This window comes from Micromonospora sp. AB353 (genome assembly GCF_049538395.1).
GTDB lineage: Bacteria > Actinomycetota > Actinomycetes > Mycobacteriales > Micromonosporaceae > Micromonospora > Micromonospora aurantiaca.
Map to the genome: position 1 here is coordinate 1 of NZ_JBMVFV010000027.1, position 16,764 is coordinate 16,764.

The 16,764-nt window shown below is 73.7% G+C and carries 16 protein-coding genes and 1 pseudogene; 11 read left to right on the forward strand and 6 right to left on the reverse strand.

Annotation, left to right across the window (positions count from 1 at the left end; translation table 11 throughout):
• The 5 genes from ACPCK6_RS13965 to ung all read left to right on the forward strand — a co-directional run.
• Positions 1-1,192 (forward strand): NAD(P)H-hydrate dehydratase (locus tag ACPCK6_RS13965; protein WP_423481320.1); only part of this gene is annotated, 1,192 nt, incomplete at its 5' end.
• 84 nt (positions 1,193-1,276) lie between these two features.
• Positions 1,277-2,395 carry an alanine racemase gene (gene alr, locus ACPCK6_RS13970; RefSeq protein WP_396883366.1) on the forward strand — a complete coding sequence of 373 codons (1,119 nt, stop codon included), beginning with the start codon at positions 1,277-1,279 and terminating at the stop codon, positions 2,393-2,395.
• The gene (locus tag ACPCK6_RS13975; RefSeq protein WP_318335687.1) at positions 2,392-3,477 is read left to right on the forward strand and encodes an alpha/beta fold hydrolase; all 1,086 of its coding nucleotides are present in this window, start codon (positions 2,392-2,394) and stop codon (positions 3,475-3,477) included. Before alr ends, ACPCK6_RS13975 begins: the two co-directional genes overlap by 4 nt.
• Positions 3,474-3,956, forward strand: a complete 483-nt coding sequence (gene tsaE / locus ACPCK6_RS13980; RefSeq protein ID WP_423481321.1) for a tRNA (adenosine(37)-N6)-threonylcarbamoyltransferase complex ATPase subunit type 1 TsaE — start codon at positions 3,474-3,476, stop codon at positions 3,954-3,956. Before ACPCK6_RS13975 ends, tsaE begins: the two co-directional genes overlap by 4 nt.
• Positions 3,957-4,009: 53 nt before the next feature.
• The gene (gene ung, locus ACPCK6_RS13985) at positions 4,010-4,711 is read left to right on the forward strand and encodes a uracil-DNA glycosylase (protein ID WP_318335685.1); all 702 of its coding nucleotides are present in this window, start codon (positions 4,010-4,012) and stop codon (positions 4,709-4,711) included.
• On the opposite strand, the pseudogene relB reads toward ung, so the two are convergent.
• Positions 4,700-5,356, reverse strand: a pseudogene (gene relB / locus ACPCK6_RS13990) (type II toxin-antitoxin system RelB family anti-toxin); the annotation flags it as partial. The gene ung and the pseudogene relB overlap by 12 nt on opposite strands.
• Before the next feature lie 69 nt (positions 5,357-5,425).
• On the opposite strand from relB, the gene tsaB reads away from it, so the two are divergent.
• The 6 genes from tsaB to ACPCK6_RS14020 all read left to right on the forward strand — a co-directional run bounded on the left by tsaB (position 5,426) and on the right by ACPCK6_RS14020 (position 11,389).
• Complete coding sequence (gene tsaB, locus ACPCK6_RS13995; RefSeq protein WP_396883362.1) at positions 5,426-6,103, forward strand: tRNA (adenosine(37)-N6)-threonylcarbamoyltransferase complex dimerization subunit type 1 TsaB; 678 nt, start codon at positions 5,426-5,428, stop codon at positions 6,101-6,103.
• Positions 6,100-6,543 (forward strand): ribosomal protein S18-alanine N-acetyltransferase, encoded by a 444-nt coding sequence (rimI, locus tag ACPCK6_RS14000; protein WP_128138934.1) that lies wholly within the window; start codon positions 6,100-6,102, stop codon positions 6,541-6,543. Before tsaB ends, rimI begins: the two co-directional genes overlap by 4 nt.
• Positions 6,544-6,548: 5 nt before the next feature.
• On the forward strand, positions 6,549-7,595 hold the full coding sequence (gene tsaD / locus ACPCK6_RS14005) for a tRNA (adenosine(37)-N6)-threonylcarbamoyltransferase complex transferase subunit TsaD (RefSeq protein ID WP_423481322.1): 1,047 nt from the start codon (positions 6,549-6,551) through the stop codon (positions 7,593-7,595).
• A gap of 17 nt (positions 7,596-7,612) precedes the next feature.
• Positions 7,613-7,867: a hypothetical protein gene (locus ACPCK6_RS14010; protein ID WP_396883359.1), complete on the forward strand. Its 255-nt coding sequence runs from the start codon at positions 7,613-7,615 to the stop codon at positions 7,865-7,867.
• A gap of 70 nt (positions 7,868-7,937) precedes the next feature.
• Entirely contained in the window at positions 7,938-9,644 is a 1,707-nt protein-coding gene (locus ACPCK6_RS14015) for an ABC transporter ATP-binding protein (RefSeq protein ID WP_396883358.1), read from the forward strand.
• On the forward strand, positions 9,641-11,389 hold the full coding sequence (locus ACPCK6_RS14020; protein ID WP_423481323.1) for an ABC transporter ATP-binding protein: 1,749 nt from the start codon (positions 9,641-9,643) through the stop codon (positions 11,387-11,389). The genes ACPCK6_RS14015 and ACPCK6_RS14020 overlap by 4 nt, the downstream gene beginning before the upstream one ends.
• A gap of 51 nt (positions 11,390-11,440) precedes the next feature.
• Here ACPCK6_RS14020 and ACPCK6_RS14025 read toward each other — a convergent pair whose 3' ends face one another.
• The 5 genes from ACPCK6_RS14025 to ACPCK6_RS14045 all read right to left on the reverse strand — a co-directional run bounded on the left by ACPCK6_RS14025 (position 11,441) and on the right by ACPCK6_RS14045 (position 16,759).
• Entirely contained in the window at positions 11,441-12,178 is a 738-nt protein-coding gene (locus ACPCK6_RS14025) for a DUF4142 domain-containing protein (RefSeq protein WP_396883356.1), read from the reverse strand.
• 98 nt (positions 12,179-12,276) lie between these two features.
• Complete coding sequence (locus ACPCK6_RS14030) at positions 12,277-13,452, reverse strand: ROK family protein (protein WP_396883408.1); 1,176 nt, start codon at positions 13,450-13,452, stop codon at positions 12,277-12,279.
• Between the two features lie 31 nt (positions 13,453-13,483).
• Positions 13,484-14,743: a sugar ABC transporter permease gene (locus ACPCK6_RS14035; protein WP_396883355.1), complete on the reverse strand. Its 1,260-nt coding sequence runs from the start codon at positions 14,741-14,743 to the stop codon at positions 13,484-13,486.
• Positions 14,740-15,552, reverse strand: a complete 813-nt coding sequence (locus ACPCK6_RS14040; RefSeq protein ID WP_396883354.1) for an ATP-binding cassette domain-containing protein — start codon at positions 15,550-15,552, stop codon at positions 14,740-14,742. The genes ACPCK6_RS14035 and ACPCK6_RS14040 overlap by 4 nt, the downstream gene beginning before the upstream one ends.
• A gap of 103 nt (positions 15,553-15,655) precedes the next feature.
• The gene (locus ACPCK6_RS14045) at positions 15,656-16,759 is read right to left on the reverse strand and encodes a sugar ABC transporter substrate-binding protein (protein WP_396883353.1); all 1,104 of its coding nucleotides are present in this window, start codon (positions 16,757-16,759) and stop codon (positions 15,656-15,658) included.
• Positions 16,760-16,764: the final 5 nt, after the last annotated feature.

The window sequence follows — 16,764 nt, forward strand, 5'->3', positions numbered from 1 at the left end:
TCCGATCTCCGCGCTGCGCACCGCCGGCGGGCGCGTGGCCGACCGGCCGCCCGCGGTGGTCGACCTGGTGCTCGACGGCATCGTGGGCATCGGCGGCACCGGAGGGCTCCGCGAGACGGCGGAGCAGCTGGCCGCGAGCCTGACCGGGCAGCGCGGGCGCGACGGCACGCCCGCCACCGTGGTGGCGGTCGACGTGCCGAGCGGCGTCGCTGTCGACACCGGCCACGTCCCGCTCACCGACGCCGGGCGGCCCCGGGCGGTCCGCGCCGACGTGACAGTCGCCTTCGGCGCGCTCAAGCCCGCACTGGTCGTCGGCCCGGCCGCCGAGCTGGCCGGCGAGGTCGAGCTGGTCGACATCGGGCTGACGCCGTGGCTGCGGGGCACCCCGGCGCTCCAGGTGATCGAGCAGACGGACGTGACCGGCTGGTGGCCGGCGCTGGGGGCGTCGTCGGAGAAGTACACCAGGGGTGTGGTCGGCGTGGCCACCGGATCGGCCACCTACCCCGGCGCCGCGGTGCTCTCTGTCGCCGGGGCGCTCGCCGGCCCCACCGGCCTGGTCCGCTACGCCGGGAGCGCCAAGGCCGAGGTGCTGCACCAGCACCCGTCGGTGATCGCCACCGGGCGGGTCGCCGACGCGGGCCGGGTGCAGGCGTGGGTCTGCGGCTCCGGGCTCGGCACCGGTGAGGACTCCGCCGCCGAGCTGCGCGCGGTGCTCGCCGCGCCGGTGCCGGTGGTGCTCGACGCGGACGCGTTGACGCTGCTCGTCGACGGCAAGCTGGCCGACCGGCTGCGCGGCCGGGACGCGCCGATCGTGGTGACGCCGCACGACCGGGAGTACGCCCGGCTCTGCGGCGAGATGCCGGGGGAGGACCGGGTCGCGGCCGCGCTGCGGCTGGCCGCCTGGATGAACGCGGTGGTGCTGCTCAAGGGCGACCACACGATCATCGGTACGCCCGACGGCCGCGCGTACGTGAACCCGACCGGCACCCCGGTACTCGCCACCGGTGGCACCGGCGACGTGCTGGCCGGGCTGCTGGGCTCGCTGCTCGCCGCCGGGCTCGCGCCGGAGCGGGCGGCGGCCGCCGCGGCGTACCTGCACGGGCTGGCCGGCCGGGAGGCGGCGCGCGGCGGTCCGGTGACCGCGCCCGACGTGGCGGCGGCGTTGCGTCCGGTACTGGCCCGGCTGGGCTGATCCGGGCGGCGACGCCCGGTGGCGACGGGCACCGCCCGCACGGCTCACGGCGCCGATGATCACTGACGGAAGTAGGCTGAGGACATGTGGCAGTCGGAGGTGCGCGTCGACCTGGACGCGATCCGGGAGAACGTGACCCGGCTCAAGGCCGGCACCAGCGCCGAGCTGATGGCGGTGGTCAAGGGCGACGGCTACGGCCACGGCATGGTGCCCGCCGCCCGGGCGGCGCTCGACGCGGGGGCGGACCAGCTCGGCGTCTGCACGCTGGACGAGGCGTTGCGGCTGCGTGAGGCGGGCATCACCGCGCCGGTGCTGGCCTGGCTACTCGACCCCGGCCTGCCGCTGCACGACGGGATCACCGTCGGCGTCGACCTCGGCTGCGCCAGCCTCACCCAGCTCGACGAGATGATCGAGGCGAGCCGCCGGGCGGACCGCGCGGCCCGGCTGCACCTCAAGATCGACACCGGGCTGGCCCGGGGCGGCGCCACCGTCGCCGACTGGCCGGCGCTGCTGGAGGCCGCCGCGAAGGCCCAGGCCGACGGCCTGGTCGAGGTGGTCGGCGTGTGGAGCCACTTCGTGTACGCGGACTCGCCGGGCCACCCCACCACCGACCGCCAGCTCGCCGTCTTCCACGAAGGGCTGGAGATGGTGACGCGCGCCGGGCTGCGTCCGCGCTACCGGCACCTGGCCAACTCGGCCGCCACGCTGACCCGGCCGGACACCCACTTCGACCTGGTCCGGCCCGGCATCGCCGTCTACGGGCTGTCGCCGGTCGCGGGCGAGCAGTTCGGGCTGCGTCCGGCCATGACCGCCCGTGCCCGGGTGATGCTCACCAAGCGCGTCGCGGCCGGCACCGGCGTCTCCTACGGGCACACCTACCTGACCGAGCAGGAGGCCAACCTCGCGGTGGTGCCGCTCGGCTACGCCGACGGGGTGCCCCGGCACGCCTCCAACACCGGCCCGGTGCACCTCGCCGGCAAGCGCCGGACCATCTCCGGGCGCGTCTGCATGGACCAGTTCGTGGTCGACTGCGGCGACGACGAGGTGGCCGCCGGCGACGTGGTGACGCTGTTCGGCAGTGGCGCGGACGGCGAGCCCACCGCCGACGACTGGGCCGAGGCGGTCGGCACCATCAACTACGAGATCGTGACCCGCTTCGGCGGGGTGCGCGTGCCCCGCGTCTACGACGGTGAGCGCGCATGAGTGTCCGGTTGCCGCGACCGCGTACCGCCGCCGGCAAGGTCGCCGGGCTGGTCGGCGCCGCCGTCGGTGTGGCCGCCGCCGGGCTCGCGGCGGGCGTGGTCAGCGAGCGGGTGCTGGTCCGCCGGCTCAAGAACGACCCCACCGATCGGTACGCCGACGAGGTCTTCGGCGAGCAGCGTTACGACGAGGCGTACCGGCTGGAGATGCCGGACGGCACCGACATCCACGTGGAGGTGGTCGAGCCGGCCCGTCCGGTCGCCGGGCACCCGACGGTGGTGCTGGTGCACGGGTTCTGCCTGGACATGGGCACGTTCCACTTCCAGCGCAAGCGGCTCGCCGAGCGCGGCGACTACCGGGTGGTCGCGTACGACCAGCCGGGGCACGGCCGTTCCGGCCGGCTGGAGAGCGGCGAGTACGACCTGACCGCGCTGGGCCACACGCTGCGCCGGGTACTCGACGAGGTGGCCCCGGAGGGTCCGCTGGTGCTGGTCGGGCACTCGATGGGCGGCATGACGATCATGGCGTTGGCCGAGCTGTACCCGGAGATGTTCGGTGACCGCGTGGTCGGCACCGTGCTGATGGCGACCTCGGGCGGTCTGGCGGCGGAGACCAAGCTGGTCGCGCCCGCGCTGCTCGGCCGCGTCGGCTCGCCGGTGCTCTACATGATGAGCAACGCCACCCGGTACGGCGGCACGGTGATCGACCGGGCGCGCCGGTCGACCTCGAACGTGGCCTGGCTGCTCACCCGCAAGTACGGCTTCGGCACGTCGAAGCCGAGCCCGGCCCTGGTGTCGTACGTCGAGATGATGAACTCGCGCACCTCGGCCGACACGGTCACCCGCTACCTGCGCACGATCGCCACCCACTCCCGGTTCCCGGCGCTGGCGGCGCTGGCCGGCACTCCGGTGCTGGTGATCGTGGGGGACAAGGACATGATCACGCCGGTGACGCACTCCGAGGAGATCGTCCGGCGGCTGCCGCACGCCGAGTTCGTGAAGATCAACGACAGCGGGCACGTGGTGATGCTGGAGCACGCCGACGAGGTGAACGCGGCGCTGGAGAGGTTCCTGGATTCGCTATGACAGTGGTCGTGGAGCTGAAGACGGTCGACGACACCCACGAGTTCGGGCGGCGGCTTGCCGGTGTGCTGCGGGCCGGTGACCTGCTGCTGCTCAGCGGCCCGCTCGGGGCCGGCAAGACCGCGCTGACCCAGGGCATCGGCGCCGGCCTCGGCGTACGCGGGGACATCACCTCGCCCACCTTCGTCATCGCCCGGGTGCACCGGCCCGACCCGGCGCGGGGCGGCCGGGTGACGCTCGTGCACGCCGACGCGTACCGCCTGGGTGAGGCCGCCGACCCGCGCGCGGAGATCGACGACCTCGACCTGGACGCCTCGGTGGACGAGGCGGTCACCGTGGTGGAGTGGGGCGAGGGGATGGTCGAGCAGTTGGTCGACGCGCACCTGCGGGTACGCATCGACCGCCGCGACGACGACACCCGGGCGGTCACGCTGGAGCCGGTCGGCGGCGACTGGGCCGCCCGGCTGGCCACCCTCGGCTGAGCGTTGTCGTACCCGCTGCCTAGAGTCCCGGGGACGACTGCGAAAGGTTGCCGATGCCCGACGACGCCCCCGCCCTCGACCTGATGGCACTCCTGCCCGATCCGTGGCGGGAGGCGCTCGCCCCGCACCTGGACCCGGCCCGCACCGCGGCGCTGGCCGAGTTCGTCACCCGGGAGTACGCGACCGCCACTGTCTTCCCGCCGCTGGAGGACCTCTTCTCCGCCTACCGGCTGTGCGGGCCGGCCGACACCCGGGTGCTGATCCTCGGGCAGGATCCTTACCACAAGGCGGGCCAGGCGCACGGGCTGAGCTTCAGCGTGCGCGAGGGGGTGGCGGTGCCGCCGTCGCTGCGCAACGTCTTCAAGGAGCTGGGCGAGGATCTGGGCGTGCCGAAGCCGCGCAGCGGCAACCTCGACGGCTGGGCCGCACAGGGTGTCCTGCTGCTCAACTCGGTGCTGACGGTCCGGCAGGCCACCCCCGGTTCGCACGCCAACAAGGGCTGGGAGGAGTTCACCGACGCCACCATCCGGGCGCTCGACGCGCTCGACCAGCGCGTGGTGTTCCTGCTCTGGGGCGGCTACGCGCGCAAGAAGGCGGCGCTGGTGACCAACCCGCAGCACGTGGTGCTGGAGGCCGGGCACCCGAGCCCGATGAACCCGCGCGGTTTCCTCGGCAGCCGCCCGTTCAGCGCCGCGAACAAGGCGCTGGCCGACGCGGGGCTGCCCACCATCGACTGGGAGCGCTCAGCCGGCTGACCGGTCCGGCGCCTCGCCCGTCGCCGCGGCGAGGCGCCGGCGGTACCGGGACAGCAGCTCGGCTGTGCGCCGGTCGGTCACCTCCACCTCGACCAGCGGCTCGACCGGGTACGTACGTTCGCCGAGGCGGACCTCGATGGGCTCGGGCAGTTCGTTGCACATCCGGGCCCGCAGCTCGCCGTAGCGGGTCAGCCAACGGTGCTCGCCCGGCTCCTCGGGCTCCGTGTGGATGCCGCCCCACTCCTGCCATCGGGCGTTCCAGCGCTGCGCGTAGGTCCGATCGAGGAGCGCGCTGAACTGCGGCGAGTCCCGCCAGCGCACCGCGATCTCCACCGCGTCCACCGGCAGTGGCGCGACCTGCAGCAGGGCCGCCGTGCCGCCCGACAGCACGTACGGCAGGTCGCCCAGGGCCTCCGTGATCCGATCCAGCCGGAGCACTTCGATCCGCTCGGCAAGCACCGTCCCGGCCATCTCGTCCAGCGCGGCGTCCAGGTGGCTGTCCAGCGGCTCGACCTCGATCCGCAGTTGCCGGCCGAGCGCGGCGAGCAGGCGGTCCGCGGTGGTCAAACTCGGCAGCCGGTCGCCGCGTTCGATCCGGGCGATGGCGGCCTGACTGAGCCCGGACCGGGCGGCCAGCGCCTGCTGGGTGAGCCGGCTAGGGCGTGCCGAGGGCGTGCCGGGCGCGGGCGGAGTGGACGGCTAGGCTGGCTTACCGTGCTCGTACTCGTGGTGGACTCCTCGACGCCTGCGGTGACCGCGGCCCTGGCCGAGGTCTCGGCGGACGGCGTCGCGGTCCGCGCGTCCCGGTGCACCGTCGACGCCCGCGCCCACGGCGAGCTGCTCGCGCCGCAGGTCGACGCCGTGCTGGCGGACGTCGGTGCACGGCCCGCCGACCTGGCCGCGATCGTCGCCGGCCTCGGCCCGGGCCCGTTCACCGGGCTGCGCGTCGGGCTGGTCACCGCCGCCACCATGGGGCAGGTGCTCGGCGTGCCCACGTACGGCGTCTGCTCGCTGGACGGGCTCGGCCACCCGGCGGCCGCCGGCGAGCCGGTGCTGGCGGCGAGCGACGCGCGGCGCCGGGAGATCTACTGGGCCGTCTACGACGGCGCCGGCCAGCGCCTGGCCGGCCCGGAGGTGGCGGCCCCGGCGGTGGTCGCGGAGCGGGCGCGCGACCTGGCGGTCACCGTCGCGGTCGGCGACGGCGCGCACCGGTACGCGGACGTGCTGGGGCTGCCGGTCCGCGACGAGCCGCGCTACCCGGACCCGCTGGCGCTGGCCCGGCTCGCCGCGCCGCGGATCCGCGCGGGCGCGCCCGGCGAGACGCTGACCCCGCTCTACCTGCGCCGGCCGGACGCGGTCGCGGCCACCGGCCACAAGCCGGTCCTGCCATGAGGCTGGGCCGGTTCCGCTGGTGGCACATCGACGAGGTGCTGCCCATCGAGGCGGACCTCTTCGGCGCCGAGCAGTGGTCGGCGGCGATGTTCTGGAACGAACTCGCCAACGGGCACTTCTACCTGGTCGCCACCGACGACGACGGCGCCGTCCTCGGTTACGCCGGGCTGGCCGTGTCCCCGCCCGACGAGGCGTGGGTGCAGAACGTCGCGGTCCGCCGGGACGCCCAGCGCCGGGGGATCGGCCGGCTGCTGCTGGAGGCGCTGCTCGCCGAGGCGGCCCGGCGCGGCGCCCGCAGCACGCTGCTGGAGGTCGCCGCGGACAACGCGCCCGCGCAACGGCTCTACGCCACCTACGGCTTCGAGCCGATCGGCGTACGGCGCGGCTACTACCAACCGAGCAACACCGACGCGCTGGTCATGCAGCGCAACGAGGACTGACGCGCATGGCTGACGAACCCCTGATCCTCGGCATCGAGACCTCCTGCGACGAGACCGGCGTGGGCATCGTGCGCGGGCACACACTGCTCGCCGACGCGCTCGCCTCCAGCGTCGAGGAGCACGCCCGGTTCGGCGGCGTGGTGCCCGAGGTGGCCAGCCGCGCCCACCTGGAGGCCATCGTGCCGACCATGGACCGGGCGCTGCGCGAAGCGGGCGTCACCCTCGCCGACATCGACGCCATCGCCGTGACCTCCGGGCCGGGCCTGGCCGGCGCGCTGCTCGTCGGGGTCGCCGCCGCCAAGGGGTACGCGGTGGCGGCGGAGAAGCCGGTGTACGGCGTGAACCACCTCGCCGCGCACGTCGCGGTGGACACGCTCGAACACGGCCCGCTGCCCGAGCCCGCGATCGCGCTGCTGGTCTCCGGCGGGCACTCCTCGCTGCTGCGCGTCGACGACCTGGCCCGTGACGTGGTCCCGCTCGGCGCCACCATCGACGACGCGGCCGGCGAGGCGTTCGACAAGGTGGCCCGGCTGCTCGGGCTGCCGTTCCCCGGCGGGCCGTACATCGACCGCGAGGCGCGCGCCGGTGACCCGGCGTCGATCGCCTTCCCGCGCGGGCTGACCGCCGCGAAGGACCTGGTCGGTCACCGGTACGACTTCTCCTTCTCGGGCCTGAAGACGGCTGTGGCCCGCTGGGTGGAGGCGCGGCAGCGGGCCGGTGAGCCGGTGCCGGTCGCCGACGTGGCCGCGTCCTTCCAGGAGGCGGTCTGTGACGTGCTGGTCGGCAAGGCGATCGACGCCTGCCGCACCAGCGGCATCGACACGCTTGTCATCGGCGGCGGTGTGGCGGCCAACTCCCGGCTGCGGGCGATGGCCGAGCAGCGGGCCGGCAGGCACGGCATCCGGGTGCGTACGCCCCGGCCGAAGCTCTGCACGGACAACGGCGCGATGGTGGCCGCGCTCGGCTCCCATCTGGTGGCCGCGGGCGTCGCGCCGAGCCGGCTGGACCTGCCGGCCGACTCGGCGATGCCGCTGACAGTGGTCAGCGTGTGAGCGGGGAGGAGACCGACATGATCGTCCGGATGTGGGAGGCCAAGGCCGAGCCGTACGGCTTCGCCGACCTGATCACCTGGGTCTGCGAGACCGCGCTGCCCGAGTTCGAGCACGACCCGATGCACGTCTCCAGTGAGGTCTTCTCCTCCACCGACCACCGACTCGTGGTCATCACCAAGTGGCGCAACAACCCCCGGGAACTGCCCGAGCCGCCGGCCCGGCTGATCGCCCGCCCGCCGCACAGCTGGGACTTCACCCAGGTCGACCGCTGACGCGAGGGTCGTCACGACGGCCGGAATTGGTTGGCGCCCGGATCACCCCGGCACCTAGCGTCGGTGGGTCATGCGCTTCTCACCGGCCGGCGATCCCGGCACCCCCGACGCGCGGTCGGCCACCCGATACCTCGTGTGGCTCGCCGGGCGGCACCCCGTCATCTTCGGCGCCGGTCTCGCGCTCGGCGTGATCTGGATGCTGGCCCAGGCGCTGGTGCCGGCCGTGCTCGGCCGCGCCGTGGAAGCCGGCCTGGCCCAACGCGACCCGGACGCGCTGGTGCGCTGGAGTCTGGCCCTGCTCGGGCTGGGTCTGGTGCAGGCCGTCGCCGGGATCCTGCGCCACCGCTGCGCGGTGCACAACTGGCTCGGCGCCGCGTACCGCACCGTGCAGGTCACCGTGGACGCCACGAACCGGCTCGGCGCCGCGCTGCCCCGGCGGGTCGCGGCGGGCGAGGTGGTGAGCATCGGCACCGCCGACATCGAGCACATCGGCAGCGCCGTCGACATCACCGCCCGGGGCGCCGGCTCGGTGGTCGGCATCGTCACCGTCGCGGTGATCCTGCTCAACGCCTCCCAGCCGCTCGGCCTCGTGGTGGTGCTCGGGGTGCCGCTGCTGATGGCGCTCGTGGCGTTGCTGATCCGCCCGCTGCACCGGCAGCAGGCCGCGTACCGGGACTCGACCGGCCGGCTCACCGCCCGGGCCGCGGACATCGTCTCCGGCCTGCGCGTGCTGCGTGGAGTCGGTGGCGAGCCGGTGCTGTCCGAGCGCTACCGGCAACGGTCGCAGGCGTTGCGCGCGGACGGGCTGCGGGTGGCCCGGGTCGAGTCGCTCCTGCAGGCCGCGCAGATTCTGCTGCCCGGCGTCTTCGTGGTGCTGGTGACCTGGCTGGGCGCCCGGTTCGCGCTGCGCGGCGAGATCAGCGCCGGCGAGCTGGTCTCGTTCTACGGCTACACCGCGTTCCTGGTCAGCCCGCTGCGCAACCTCACCGAGGCGGCCGACAAGCTGACCCGGGGACACGTCGCGGCCCGCCGGGTCGTCCGGTTGCTGCGGCTCGCGCCGGAGTTCACCGACCCGGCCACGCCGGTGCCGGTGCCGGCCGGGCCGGGCGAGCTGGCCGACGTACGGTCCGGACTCGTGCTGCGACCGGGCCGGCTCACCGCGCTGGCCGCCGCCACCCCGCAGGACGCCACCGAGATCGCCGACCGGCTCGGCCGGTACGCCGACGGGGACGTCACGCTGCACGGCGTACCACTGCGGGACGTGGCGCTGGCGACGGTGCGGGAGCGGATTCTGGTGGCCGACAACGACGCGCAGCTGTTCAGCGGCGTGCTGCGCACGGAGCTGGACCCGCACGACCGGGCCGAGCCCGGCGCGGTGGCGGCGGCGCTGGCCGCGGCGAGTGCCACCGACATCGTCGAGGCGCTGCCCGGCGGCCTGGACGGCGAGGTCGCCGAACGCGGCCGGGAGTTCTCCGGCGGGCAGCGGCAACGGCTGCGGCTGGCCCGCGCGCTCGTCGCCGACCCGGAGACGTTGATCCTGGTCGAGCCGACCAGCGCGGTGGACGCGCACACCGAGGCGCGCATCGCCGAACGGCTCGGCCCGGCCCGCCACGGCCGCACCACGCTCGTCTGCACCACCAGCCCGCTGGTGCTCGGTCACGCCGACCACGTGGTCTTCGTCGAGGACGGCAAGGTCGTCGCCGAGGGCCGGCACGAGGAACTGCTCGCCGCCGAGCCGCGCTACGCCGCGACGGTGAGCCGGGAGGAGGACCGATGAGCAACGCGCTGCCCGTCGCCGACATCGCCCAGGTCCGCCGGTACGTGCGCGAGCTGATCCGCCGTCACCCGCGTGGCCTGGCCGTCGCGCTCGGCCTGCACGCGCTCGCCGCCGGCGCCGGGCTCGTCGCCCCGCGCCTGCTCGGTGACCTGGTGGAGGGGATCTCCCAGGGCATCTCCGCGACGACCGTGGACCGGGTCGTCGCGGCCATCGCCGCGTTCGTGGTGGTGCAGGCGGTGCTGGTCCGTTTCGCGCACCTGGCCTCGGCCCGGCTCGGTGAGCGGGTGCTCGCCGAACTGCGGGAGGAGTTCGTCGACCGGGTGCTCGCGCTGCCGCTCGCCACAGTGGAGCGGGCCGGCACCGGTGACCTGCTCACCCGTACCTCGCGGGACGTCGCCGCGCTGTCCCGTACGGTCCGGTTCGCCGGCCCGGAGACGCTCATCGCGGCGCTGACCGTGCTGCTGATCCTCGGCGCGCTGGTGCTGACCGGCCCGCTGCTGGCGCTGCCCAGCCTGCTGGCCGTGCCGGTGCTGTGGGCCGGCACCCGCTGGTACCTGCGCCGCGCGCCGCAGGGCTACCTGCGGGAGAACGCCGCCTACTCGGACATCACCGACGGGATCAGCGAGACGGTCGAGGGGGCGCGGACCACCGAGGCGCTGCGGCAGGCGGCCCGCCGCCGGGCGCGCGGCGACGCGGACATCAGCCGGTCGTACGCGGCCGAGCGCTACACGCTCTACCTGCGTACCGTGTTCTGGCCGGTGGCCGAGTTCGGCTACCTGGTGCCGATGGTGGCGACCCTGCTCATCGGCGGCTGGTTCCACCTGAAGGGCTGGGCCAGCCTCGGCCAGGTCACCGCCGCCACGCTCTACGCCCAGCAGCTCACCGACCCGATCGAGCGGCTGCTCGGCTGGCTGGACGAGTTCCAGGTCGGCGGTGCCTCGCTGGCCCGGCTGCTCGGGGTGGCCGCCGAACCGGACGAGCGCTCCCCGGCACCCGCCGCGCCGGCCCGGACCGGCGGCACGGGCCGGCTCGCCGCGCACGACGTCCGGTACGCGTACCGCCCGGGACACGACGTGCTGCACGGCGTGACGCTGGAACCCCGGCCGGGGGAGCGGCTCGCGATGGTCGGCCCGTCCGGGGCGGGCAAGTCGACGCTGGGCCGGCTGCTGGCCGGCGTGCACGCGCCGCGCGCCGGCACGGTGACTGTGGACGGCCGGCCGCTGGCCGGAATGCCCCTGGCCGAGCTGCGTACCCACGTCGCGCTCGTCAGTCAGGAGCACCACGTGTTCATCGGCACGCTCGCCGACAACGTGGCGATGGTCCGGCCGGACGCCGACCCGGCGCGGGTACGCGCGGCGCTGGCCGCCGTCGACGCACTGGACTGGGCGCTGGCCCTGCCGGACGGGCTCGACACGGCGGTCGGCGCGGGCGGCCACCCGCTCACCCCCGCGCAGGCGCAGCAGCTCGCGCTGGCCCGGCTGGTGCTCGCCGACCCGCACACGCTGGTGCTGGACGAGGCCACCTCGCTGATCGACCCGCGGGCGGCCCGGGCCCTGGAACGGTCGCTGGCGGCGGTGCTGCACGGCCGTACCGTCATCGCCATCGCGCACCGGCTCTTCTCCGCGCACGACGCGGACCGCGTGGCGGTGGTCGCCGACGGCCGGATCACCGAGCTGGGATCACACGACGAGCTGGTCGCGGCCGGTGGTTCGTACGCCGCGCTGTGGCGTTCCTGGCACGGCTGAGAACGCGCGACGGGCCCCGGCGGACGCGCCGGGGCCCGATCGACGGACGGCTCACGCGCGGCGGGTCAGCCGCCAGGTCGCGTACCCGCCGGTGCCGAGCGCGATCAGGAACACCGCCCACACCACACCGGTGCCCACCTGGAGTCCACCGCCGCTGCCCACGTTGGCCTGGGCGGCGGCGACGAGCGAGTCGCTCTGCGCGGGCGGCAGCGCAGCCGGCGGCAACTGCTGCCAGCGCACCAGCCCGGTGCTCTCCAGCATGGTCATGTGGTCGTTGACGAACGTGTTGGCGTCCTCGGCCAGCTTGCGGACGATCGGGTCGCGGGTGCTGGCCCGGACCGCGCCGATCACCGGGAAGATCTTGCCGTGGGCGACCCGCAGCCGGGTGACGAAGATCTGGTCGAACCGGGCACCGGTGGCGTTCTGCATCTCGGTCAGCCACCCCTTCTGCTCGGTCGTCGGATCGGTCGGCAGGGTGGCGCCGAGCTTGTTGGCCGCCTCGACCACCAGCTGGTCCAGCTCCGCGTGCTGCTTGGCGATCTCCGCGCCGACCTCGCGTACCCGGGCGGACTGGCCCTTCTCCGCCGCCATCTGCCCGGCCGGCATCTCCCACAGCCCGGCCAGCCGTACACCGTTGAGCAGCGTCATGTCGGCGGCGTTCATCTGCACGCCGGGGTTGGGTGCGGCCTGCGCCGTCCCGGGAACGACGCCGATCCCCGCGCCCAGCGCGGCGAGCAGCAGTACCACCCGGTGCGCCAGCTTGCGGCGTGCGGATTCCAGCGATGCCATGGTTGCGGTGCCTCCTCGGTCCGGACCGGTACGCGGGGTCGTGGACGGCCGCGCAAGCCGGCCGCCCGTCCGCACACTGGTACGGATCGGCGGGCCGATCAGTTCAGCGGGTCGGCGAGGAGTCGTTCGAACGCCAGCTCCGCGGCGCCGATCAGCGCCGCGTCGTCACCGAGCTTCGGGGTACGCAGCCGCACGTGCTCCAGGCACGCGGGCAGCCCGTTCGAGTTGAGCCGGCTGCGCACCTGCGCGGCGGCGGCCAGGTAGAGGTCACGCATGGTGCCACCGAAGATGACCATCTCCGGGTTGAAGATGTTCACCAGGTTCGCGACGCCGAAGCCGAGCCAGTCGCCGGCCTGCCGTACCGCGGTCTGGGCGCGGGCGTCACCGCGGTCGGCAGCGTCGAAGACGGCGAGCAGTGCGTCCCGGCCGCGCGCCTCGGACCGGCCGGCGGCGCGCAGCAGCCCGTGCTCGCCGATCTCGGTCTCCCAGCAGCCGCGCCGGCCGCAGTCGCAGCGCACCCCGTCGCGGACCACCACCATGTGGCCGACCTCGCCGCCGTAGCCGCCGTGCCCGGTCAGCCGCCGCCCTCCGGCGATGATGCCCGCGCCCACGCCGACGTCGCCGTAGAGGTAGATGACGTTGTCGCAGCCGACCGCCGCACCGCGGGCGTGCTCGGCGTACGCGGCCACGTCGGCCACGTTGCCCACCGTGATCGGTACGTCTATCCCCAGCTCGACGGCGAGCGCGGCACCGATCGGCTCGTCCACCCAGCCGGTGGTCGGGCTGAGCCGGACCAGCCCGTCCTCCCGGCGGACCATGCCGCAGACCGCCAGCCCGGCGCCCACGCAGATCGCATCCGTCGGCACCGACTGGTGCATCTCCTTGACCGCGCCGGCGAGCAGCGGAGCGGCCTCCCCGGCGACCAGGTTGCGCGGCCGGTCCATCTCCCGGCGGTCGAGCACCTCACCGCCGAGCCCGACCCGCGCGGCCCGCAGCCGGTCCACCTCGACGCTGTACGCGTACGCGTAGACCCGACCCGACTCGGGCCGGACGACGAGTGACGGTCGTCCGGCCCGGCCGGTCTCCTTCGGCGTCCCCTCGCTGACCAGACCGGCGCCGGCCAGGTCGGCGGTCAGCGCGCCGATGGTGCTGCGGTTGAGGCCGAGCGCTGTGGTCAGCTCGGCCCGCGTGGTGGCGCCGTGGACGTGTACATAGCGGAGCAATGCGCCCAGGTTCTGCCGACGGATCTCGTCCTGACTGGGGCCCGCGCGCATTGCCACTGCCATGGTGTTCCCGTACCCCGGGTCAGCGCGTGCCGGTGGCGGCGGCCCGCCGGCGCGACAGCGCGTCGATGGTCGCGGCGGCGAGCAGCACCACGCCGGTGACCACGAACTTGACGCCCGAGCTGTATCCCATCAGTCCCATACCGTTGTCGATGACCGCCACCACCGCGCCACCGAGCACGGCGTCGAGAACCCGGCCCTTGCCGCCGAAGAGGCTGGTGCCGCCGATCACCGCCGCGCCGACGGCGTAGAGCAGTACGTTACTGCCACCGGTGTTGGGGTCGACCGAGTTGGCCCGGCTGGCGGCCACGATGCCGCCGATCGCGGCCATCGAGGAGCAGATGATGAACACGGAGATGCGGATCCGGTCGACGTTGATGCCGGCCCGGCGGGCCGCCTCGGCGTTGCCGCCGACCGCGTAGATGTGCCGCCCGTAGCTGGTGCGCTGGAGCACGAACGTCCAGACGACGAGCAGGAGCGCGATGATCGGCACCACGATCGGCACGCCCTTGAGCGAGACGACGAGCACGTTGCGGCTGCGCTCCAGGTTGAGCACGTAGACCGCCACGCCGAGGATCACGGCCAGGCCGGCGATCCGGCCGGCGACCACCGCGATCGGGTCGGTGAGCAGGCCGCGGGCGGCCCGGTTCCGGTGCCGCAGCAACTGCACGGCCGCGTACCCGGCGACGGCGACGGCAGCGAGCGACCAGCCCAGGACGGGCGAGAGGTTGCGGTTGGCGATCGCCACGAGCACATCGTCCCGGACCGCGATGTTGGCACCCTCGTCCATGAGCGTCAGCACGACGCCCTGGAAGGCCAGGAACCCGGCGAGCGTGACCACGAAGGAGGGGATACCGACCTTGGCGACCAGCAGGCCCAGCACGGTGCCGATCACCACGCCGGTTACGACGGCGGAGAGCACCGCCACGTACCAGGGGTAGCCGAGTACCGTCACGACGTTGGCCAGGATCGCGGCGCAGACGCCGCTGGCGAATCCGGCGGAGAGGTCGATCTCGCCGAGCAGCAGGACGAAGACCAGGCCCATGGCGATGAGCGTGACCGCCGCGCCCTGGGTGAACAGGTTCGCCAGGTTGCCGGCGGTGAAGAACGACGGGCGGGCGATCGAGAAGCCCACCGCCAGCGCCACGAGCATGACCACGGCGGGGAGCGCGCCGATGTCGCCGCCGCGTACCCGGCGCCAGTAGTTGTTGACGTGGCTGCCCAGGGTCGGTGCCGAGGTGACGCCGGCCGGGCCTTCCTTCTTCACGACGGTGGCGGTCATCGGACGGCTCCTGGAGTGGTGTCGGCGGGCGCGGCGCCGTTGCCGCCCGGCTCGCCGGTGAGGCCGAGGCTGCCGGAGCGGCCGGCGGTGATCAGCTCGACCACCTGCGAGTGGGTGATGTCTGTGGTCTTCACCTGGGCGACCATCTGGCCGAGGTAGAGCGCAGCGATCCGGTCGGAGACGGCGAAGACGTCGTTCATGTTGTGCGAGATGAGCACCACGGCCAGGCCGTTGTCGGCCAGCCGGCGCACCAGCTCCAGCACCTGGGCGGTCTGCGCGACGCCGAGCGCGGCGGTCGGCTCGTCCAGGATGACCAGCCGGCTGTTCCAGAGCACGGCCTTGGCGATGGCGACTGTCTGCCGCTGGCCGCCGGAGAGGCTGGAGACGTGCTGGCGCAGCGACTTCACGGTGCGCACACTCAGGCCGGCGAGCGTCTCGGCGGCCATCTGCTCCATGGTCGGCTCGTCGAGCACGATGCCGCTGCGCTTCTCTCGGCCGAGGAACATGTTCTGCACGATGTCGAGGTTGTCGCAGAGCGCGAGATCCTGGTAGACGACCTCGATGCCGAGCGCGGCGGCGTCGCGGGGGCTGTTAATGCTGACCGCCCGGCCGTCGAAGACGAACTCGCCGGCGTCGGTGGGGTGGATGCCGCTGATGCACTTGACGAGGGTCGACTTGCCGGCGCCGTTGTCACCGACGAGCGCGGTCACCTCGCCGGCGTGCGCGGCGAAGGCGACGTCACGCAGCACCTGGACGGGACCGAAGCTCTTGTCGATCCCGCGTAGCTCCAGCAGGGGGGTTGCGGACACGGGGTTCTCCTTTGGGCGGAGGGAGGTCTCGGATCCCGTCCGGCGCGGGTGCCGCCCGGCACGGGTTCTCCCGTGCCGGGCGGCACCGCCTGAGGCGGGTGGGTCAGCTCACGCCGGCGTCGGTGCAGAGCTTCGCGAAGGCACCGGTGCAGAGCTCGTCCTTGGTGACGTAGCCGTCAGCCACCACGTCCTTGACGTTGTCCTTGTAGATGGCCTTGGGCTCCAGCAGCACCGACGGCACGTCTCGGCCGCCCTCCGGGTCCTTGACCGTCTGGCCGGTGTCCTTCCGCTCACCCTTGGCGAGTGCGATGGCCAGCTCGGCGGCGGCGTCCGCCTCCTTCTTGACCGCCTTGTAGACCGTCATGCACTGGTCACCGGCGAGGATGTTCTGCAGGCCCTCCTTGGTGGCGTCCTGACCGGTCACCGGAACCTTGCCGTTGAGCTTGTTCTTCTTCAGCACCGAGATGGCCGCGTTGCCGAGACCGTCGTTGGCGGCGAGCACGCCGTCGATCTTGCCGCCGGCCTTGGTCAGCTGCTGCTCGAAGATCGTGGCGGCCTGCGCGTTGTCCCAGGCCGGCACCGAGTCGTCGGCGACCTTGGTGTACTCCTTCGAGTCGAACTTCGGCTTGAGTACCGAGTCGTACCCGTTCTTGAACAGGGTGGCGTTGTTGTCGGTCGGCGAGCCGTTGAGGTACGCGATCGACGGGTTCTTGACGCCCTTGTCGGTCAGGCACTTGCTCAGGCCTTCGCCCTGGAGCTTGCCGACGGCCTCGTTGTCGAAGCTGACGTAGTACTGGGCGGAGCCGCCCAGGGTCAGCCGGTCGTAGTCGATGGTCGCCACGCCCTGCGACTTGGCCTTGTCGAGCACGGCCTTGCCGGTGCCGGAGTCCAGGTTGACGATCATCAGGACGTTGACGCCGTTGGTGATCATCTGGTCGGCGATGGTCTGGAACGCGGTCTTGTCGTTCTGCGCGTTCTGGATGTCGGACTCGACGCCGGCCGCGTCGAACGCCGCCTTCAGGTACTTGCGGTCCGCGCCCTCCCAGCGGGCGGAGGACTTGCTGTCCGGCAGGATCACGCCGATCTTCGGCTTCTTGGCGTTGGAGCCGCCGGCCTCGTCGGAGGAACCGCCGTTGTCACCGCAGGCGGCCATGCTGCCGGTCGCGAGGAGACCGACGGCCGCGAAGGTGAGGAAGCCCTTGCGCATGTGCA

Excerpts from the sequence above, each read along its gene's own strand:
- alr (WP_396883366.1), top strand. The coding sequence starts at position 1,277 with ATGTGGCAGTCGGAGGTGCGCGTCGACCTGGACGCGATCCGGGAGAAC.
- ACPCK6_RS13975 (WP_318335687.1), top strand. The coding sequence starts at position 2,392 with ATGAGTGTCCGGTTGCCGCGACCGCGTACCGCCGCCGGCAAGGTCGCC.
- tsaE (WP_423481321.1), top strand. The coding sequence starts at position 3,474 with ATGACAGTGGTCGTGGAGCTGAAGACGGTCGACGACACCCACGAGTTC.
- ung (WP_318335685.1), top strand. The coding sequence starts at position 4,010 with ATGCCCGACGACGCCCCCGCCCTCGACCTGATGGCACTCCTGCCCGAT.
- rimI (WP_128138934.1), top strand. The coding sequence starts at position 6,100 with ATGAGGCTGGGCCGGTTCCGCTGGTGGCACATCGACGAGGTGCTGCCC.
- tsaD (WP_423481322.1), top strand. The coding sequence starts at position 6,549 with ATGGCTGACGAACCCCTGATCCTCGGCATCGAGACCTCCTGCGACGAG.
- ACPCK6_RS14010 (WP_396883359.1), top strand. The coding sequence starts at position 7,613 with ATGATCGTCCGGATGTGGGAGGCCAAGGCCGAGCCGTACGGCTTCGCC.
- ACPCK6_RS14015 (WP_396883358.1), top strand. The coding sequence starts at position 7,938 with ATGCGCTTCTCACCGGCCGGCGATCCCGGCACCCCCGACGCGCGGTCG.
- ACPCK6_RS14020 (WP_423481323.1), top strand. The coding sequence starts at position 9,641 with ATGAGCAACGCGCTGCCCGTCGCCGACATCGCCCAGGTCCGCCGGTAC.
- ACPCK6_RS14025 (WP_396883356.1), bottom strand. The coding sequence starts at position 12,178 with ATGGCATCGCTGGAATCCGCACGCCGCAAGCTGGCGCACCGGGTGGTA.
- ACPCK6_RS14030 (WP_396883408.1), bottom strand. The coding sequence starts at position 13,452 with ATGCGCGCGGGCCCCAGTCAGGACGAGATCCGTCGGCAGAACCTGGGC.
- ACPCK6_RS14035 (WP_396883355.1), bottom strand. The coding sequence starts at position 14,743 with ATGACCGCCACCGTCGTGAAGAAGGAAGGCCCGGCCGGCGTCACCTCG.
- ACPCK6_RS14045 (WP_396883353.1), bottom strand. The coding sequence starts at position 16,759 with ATGCGCAAGGGCTTCCTCACCTTCGCGGCCGTCGGTCTCCTCGCGACC.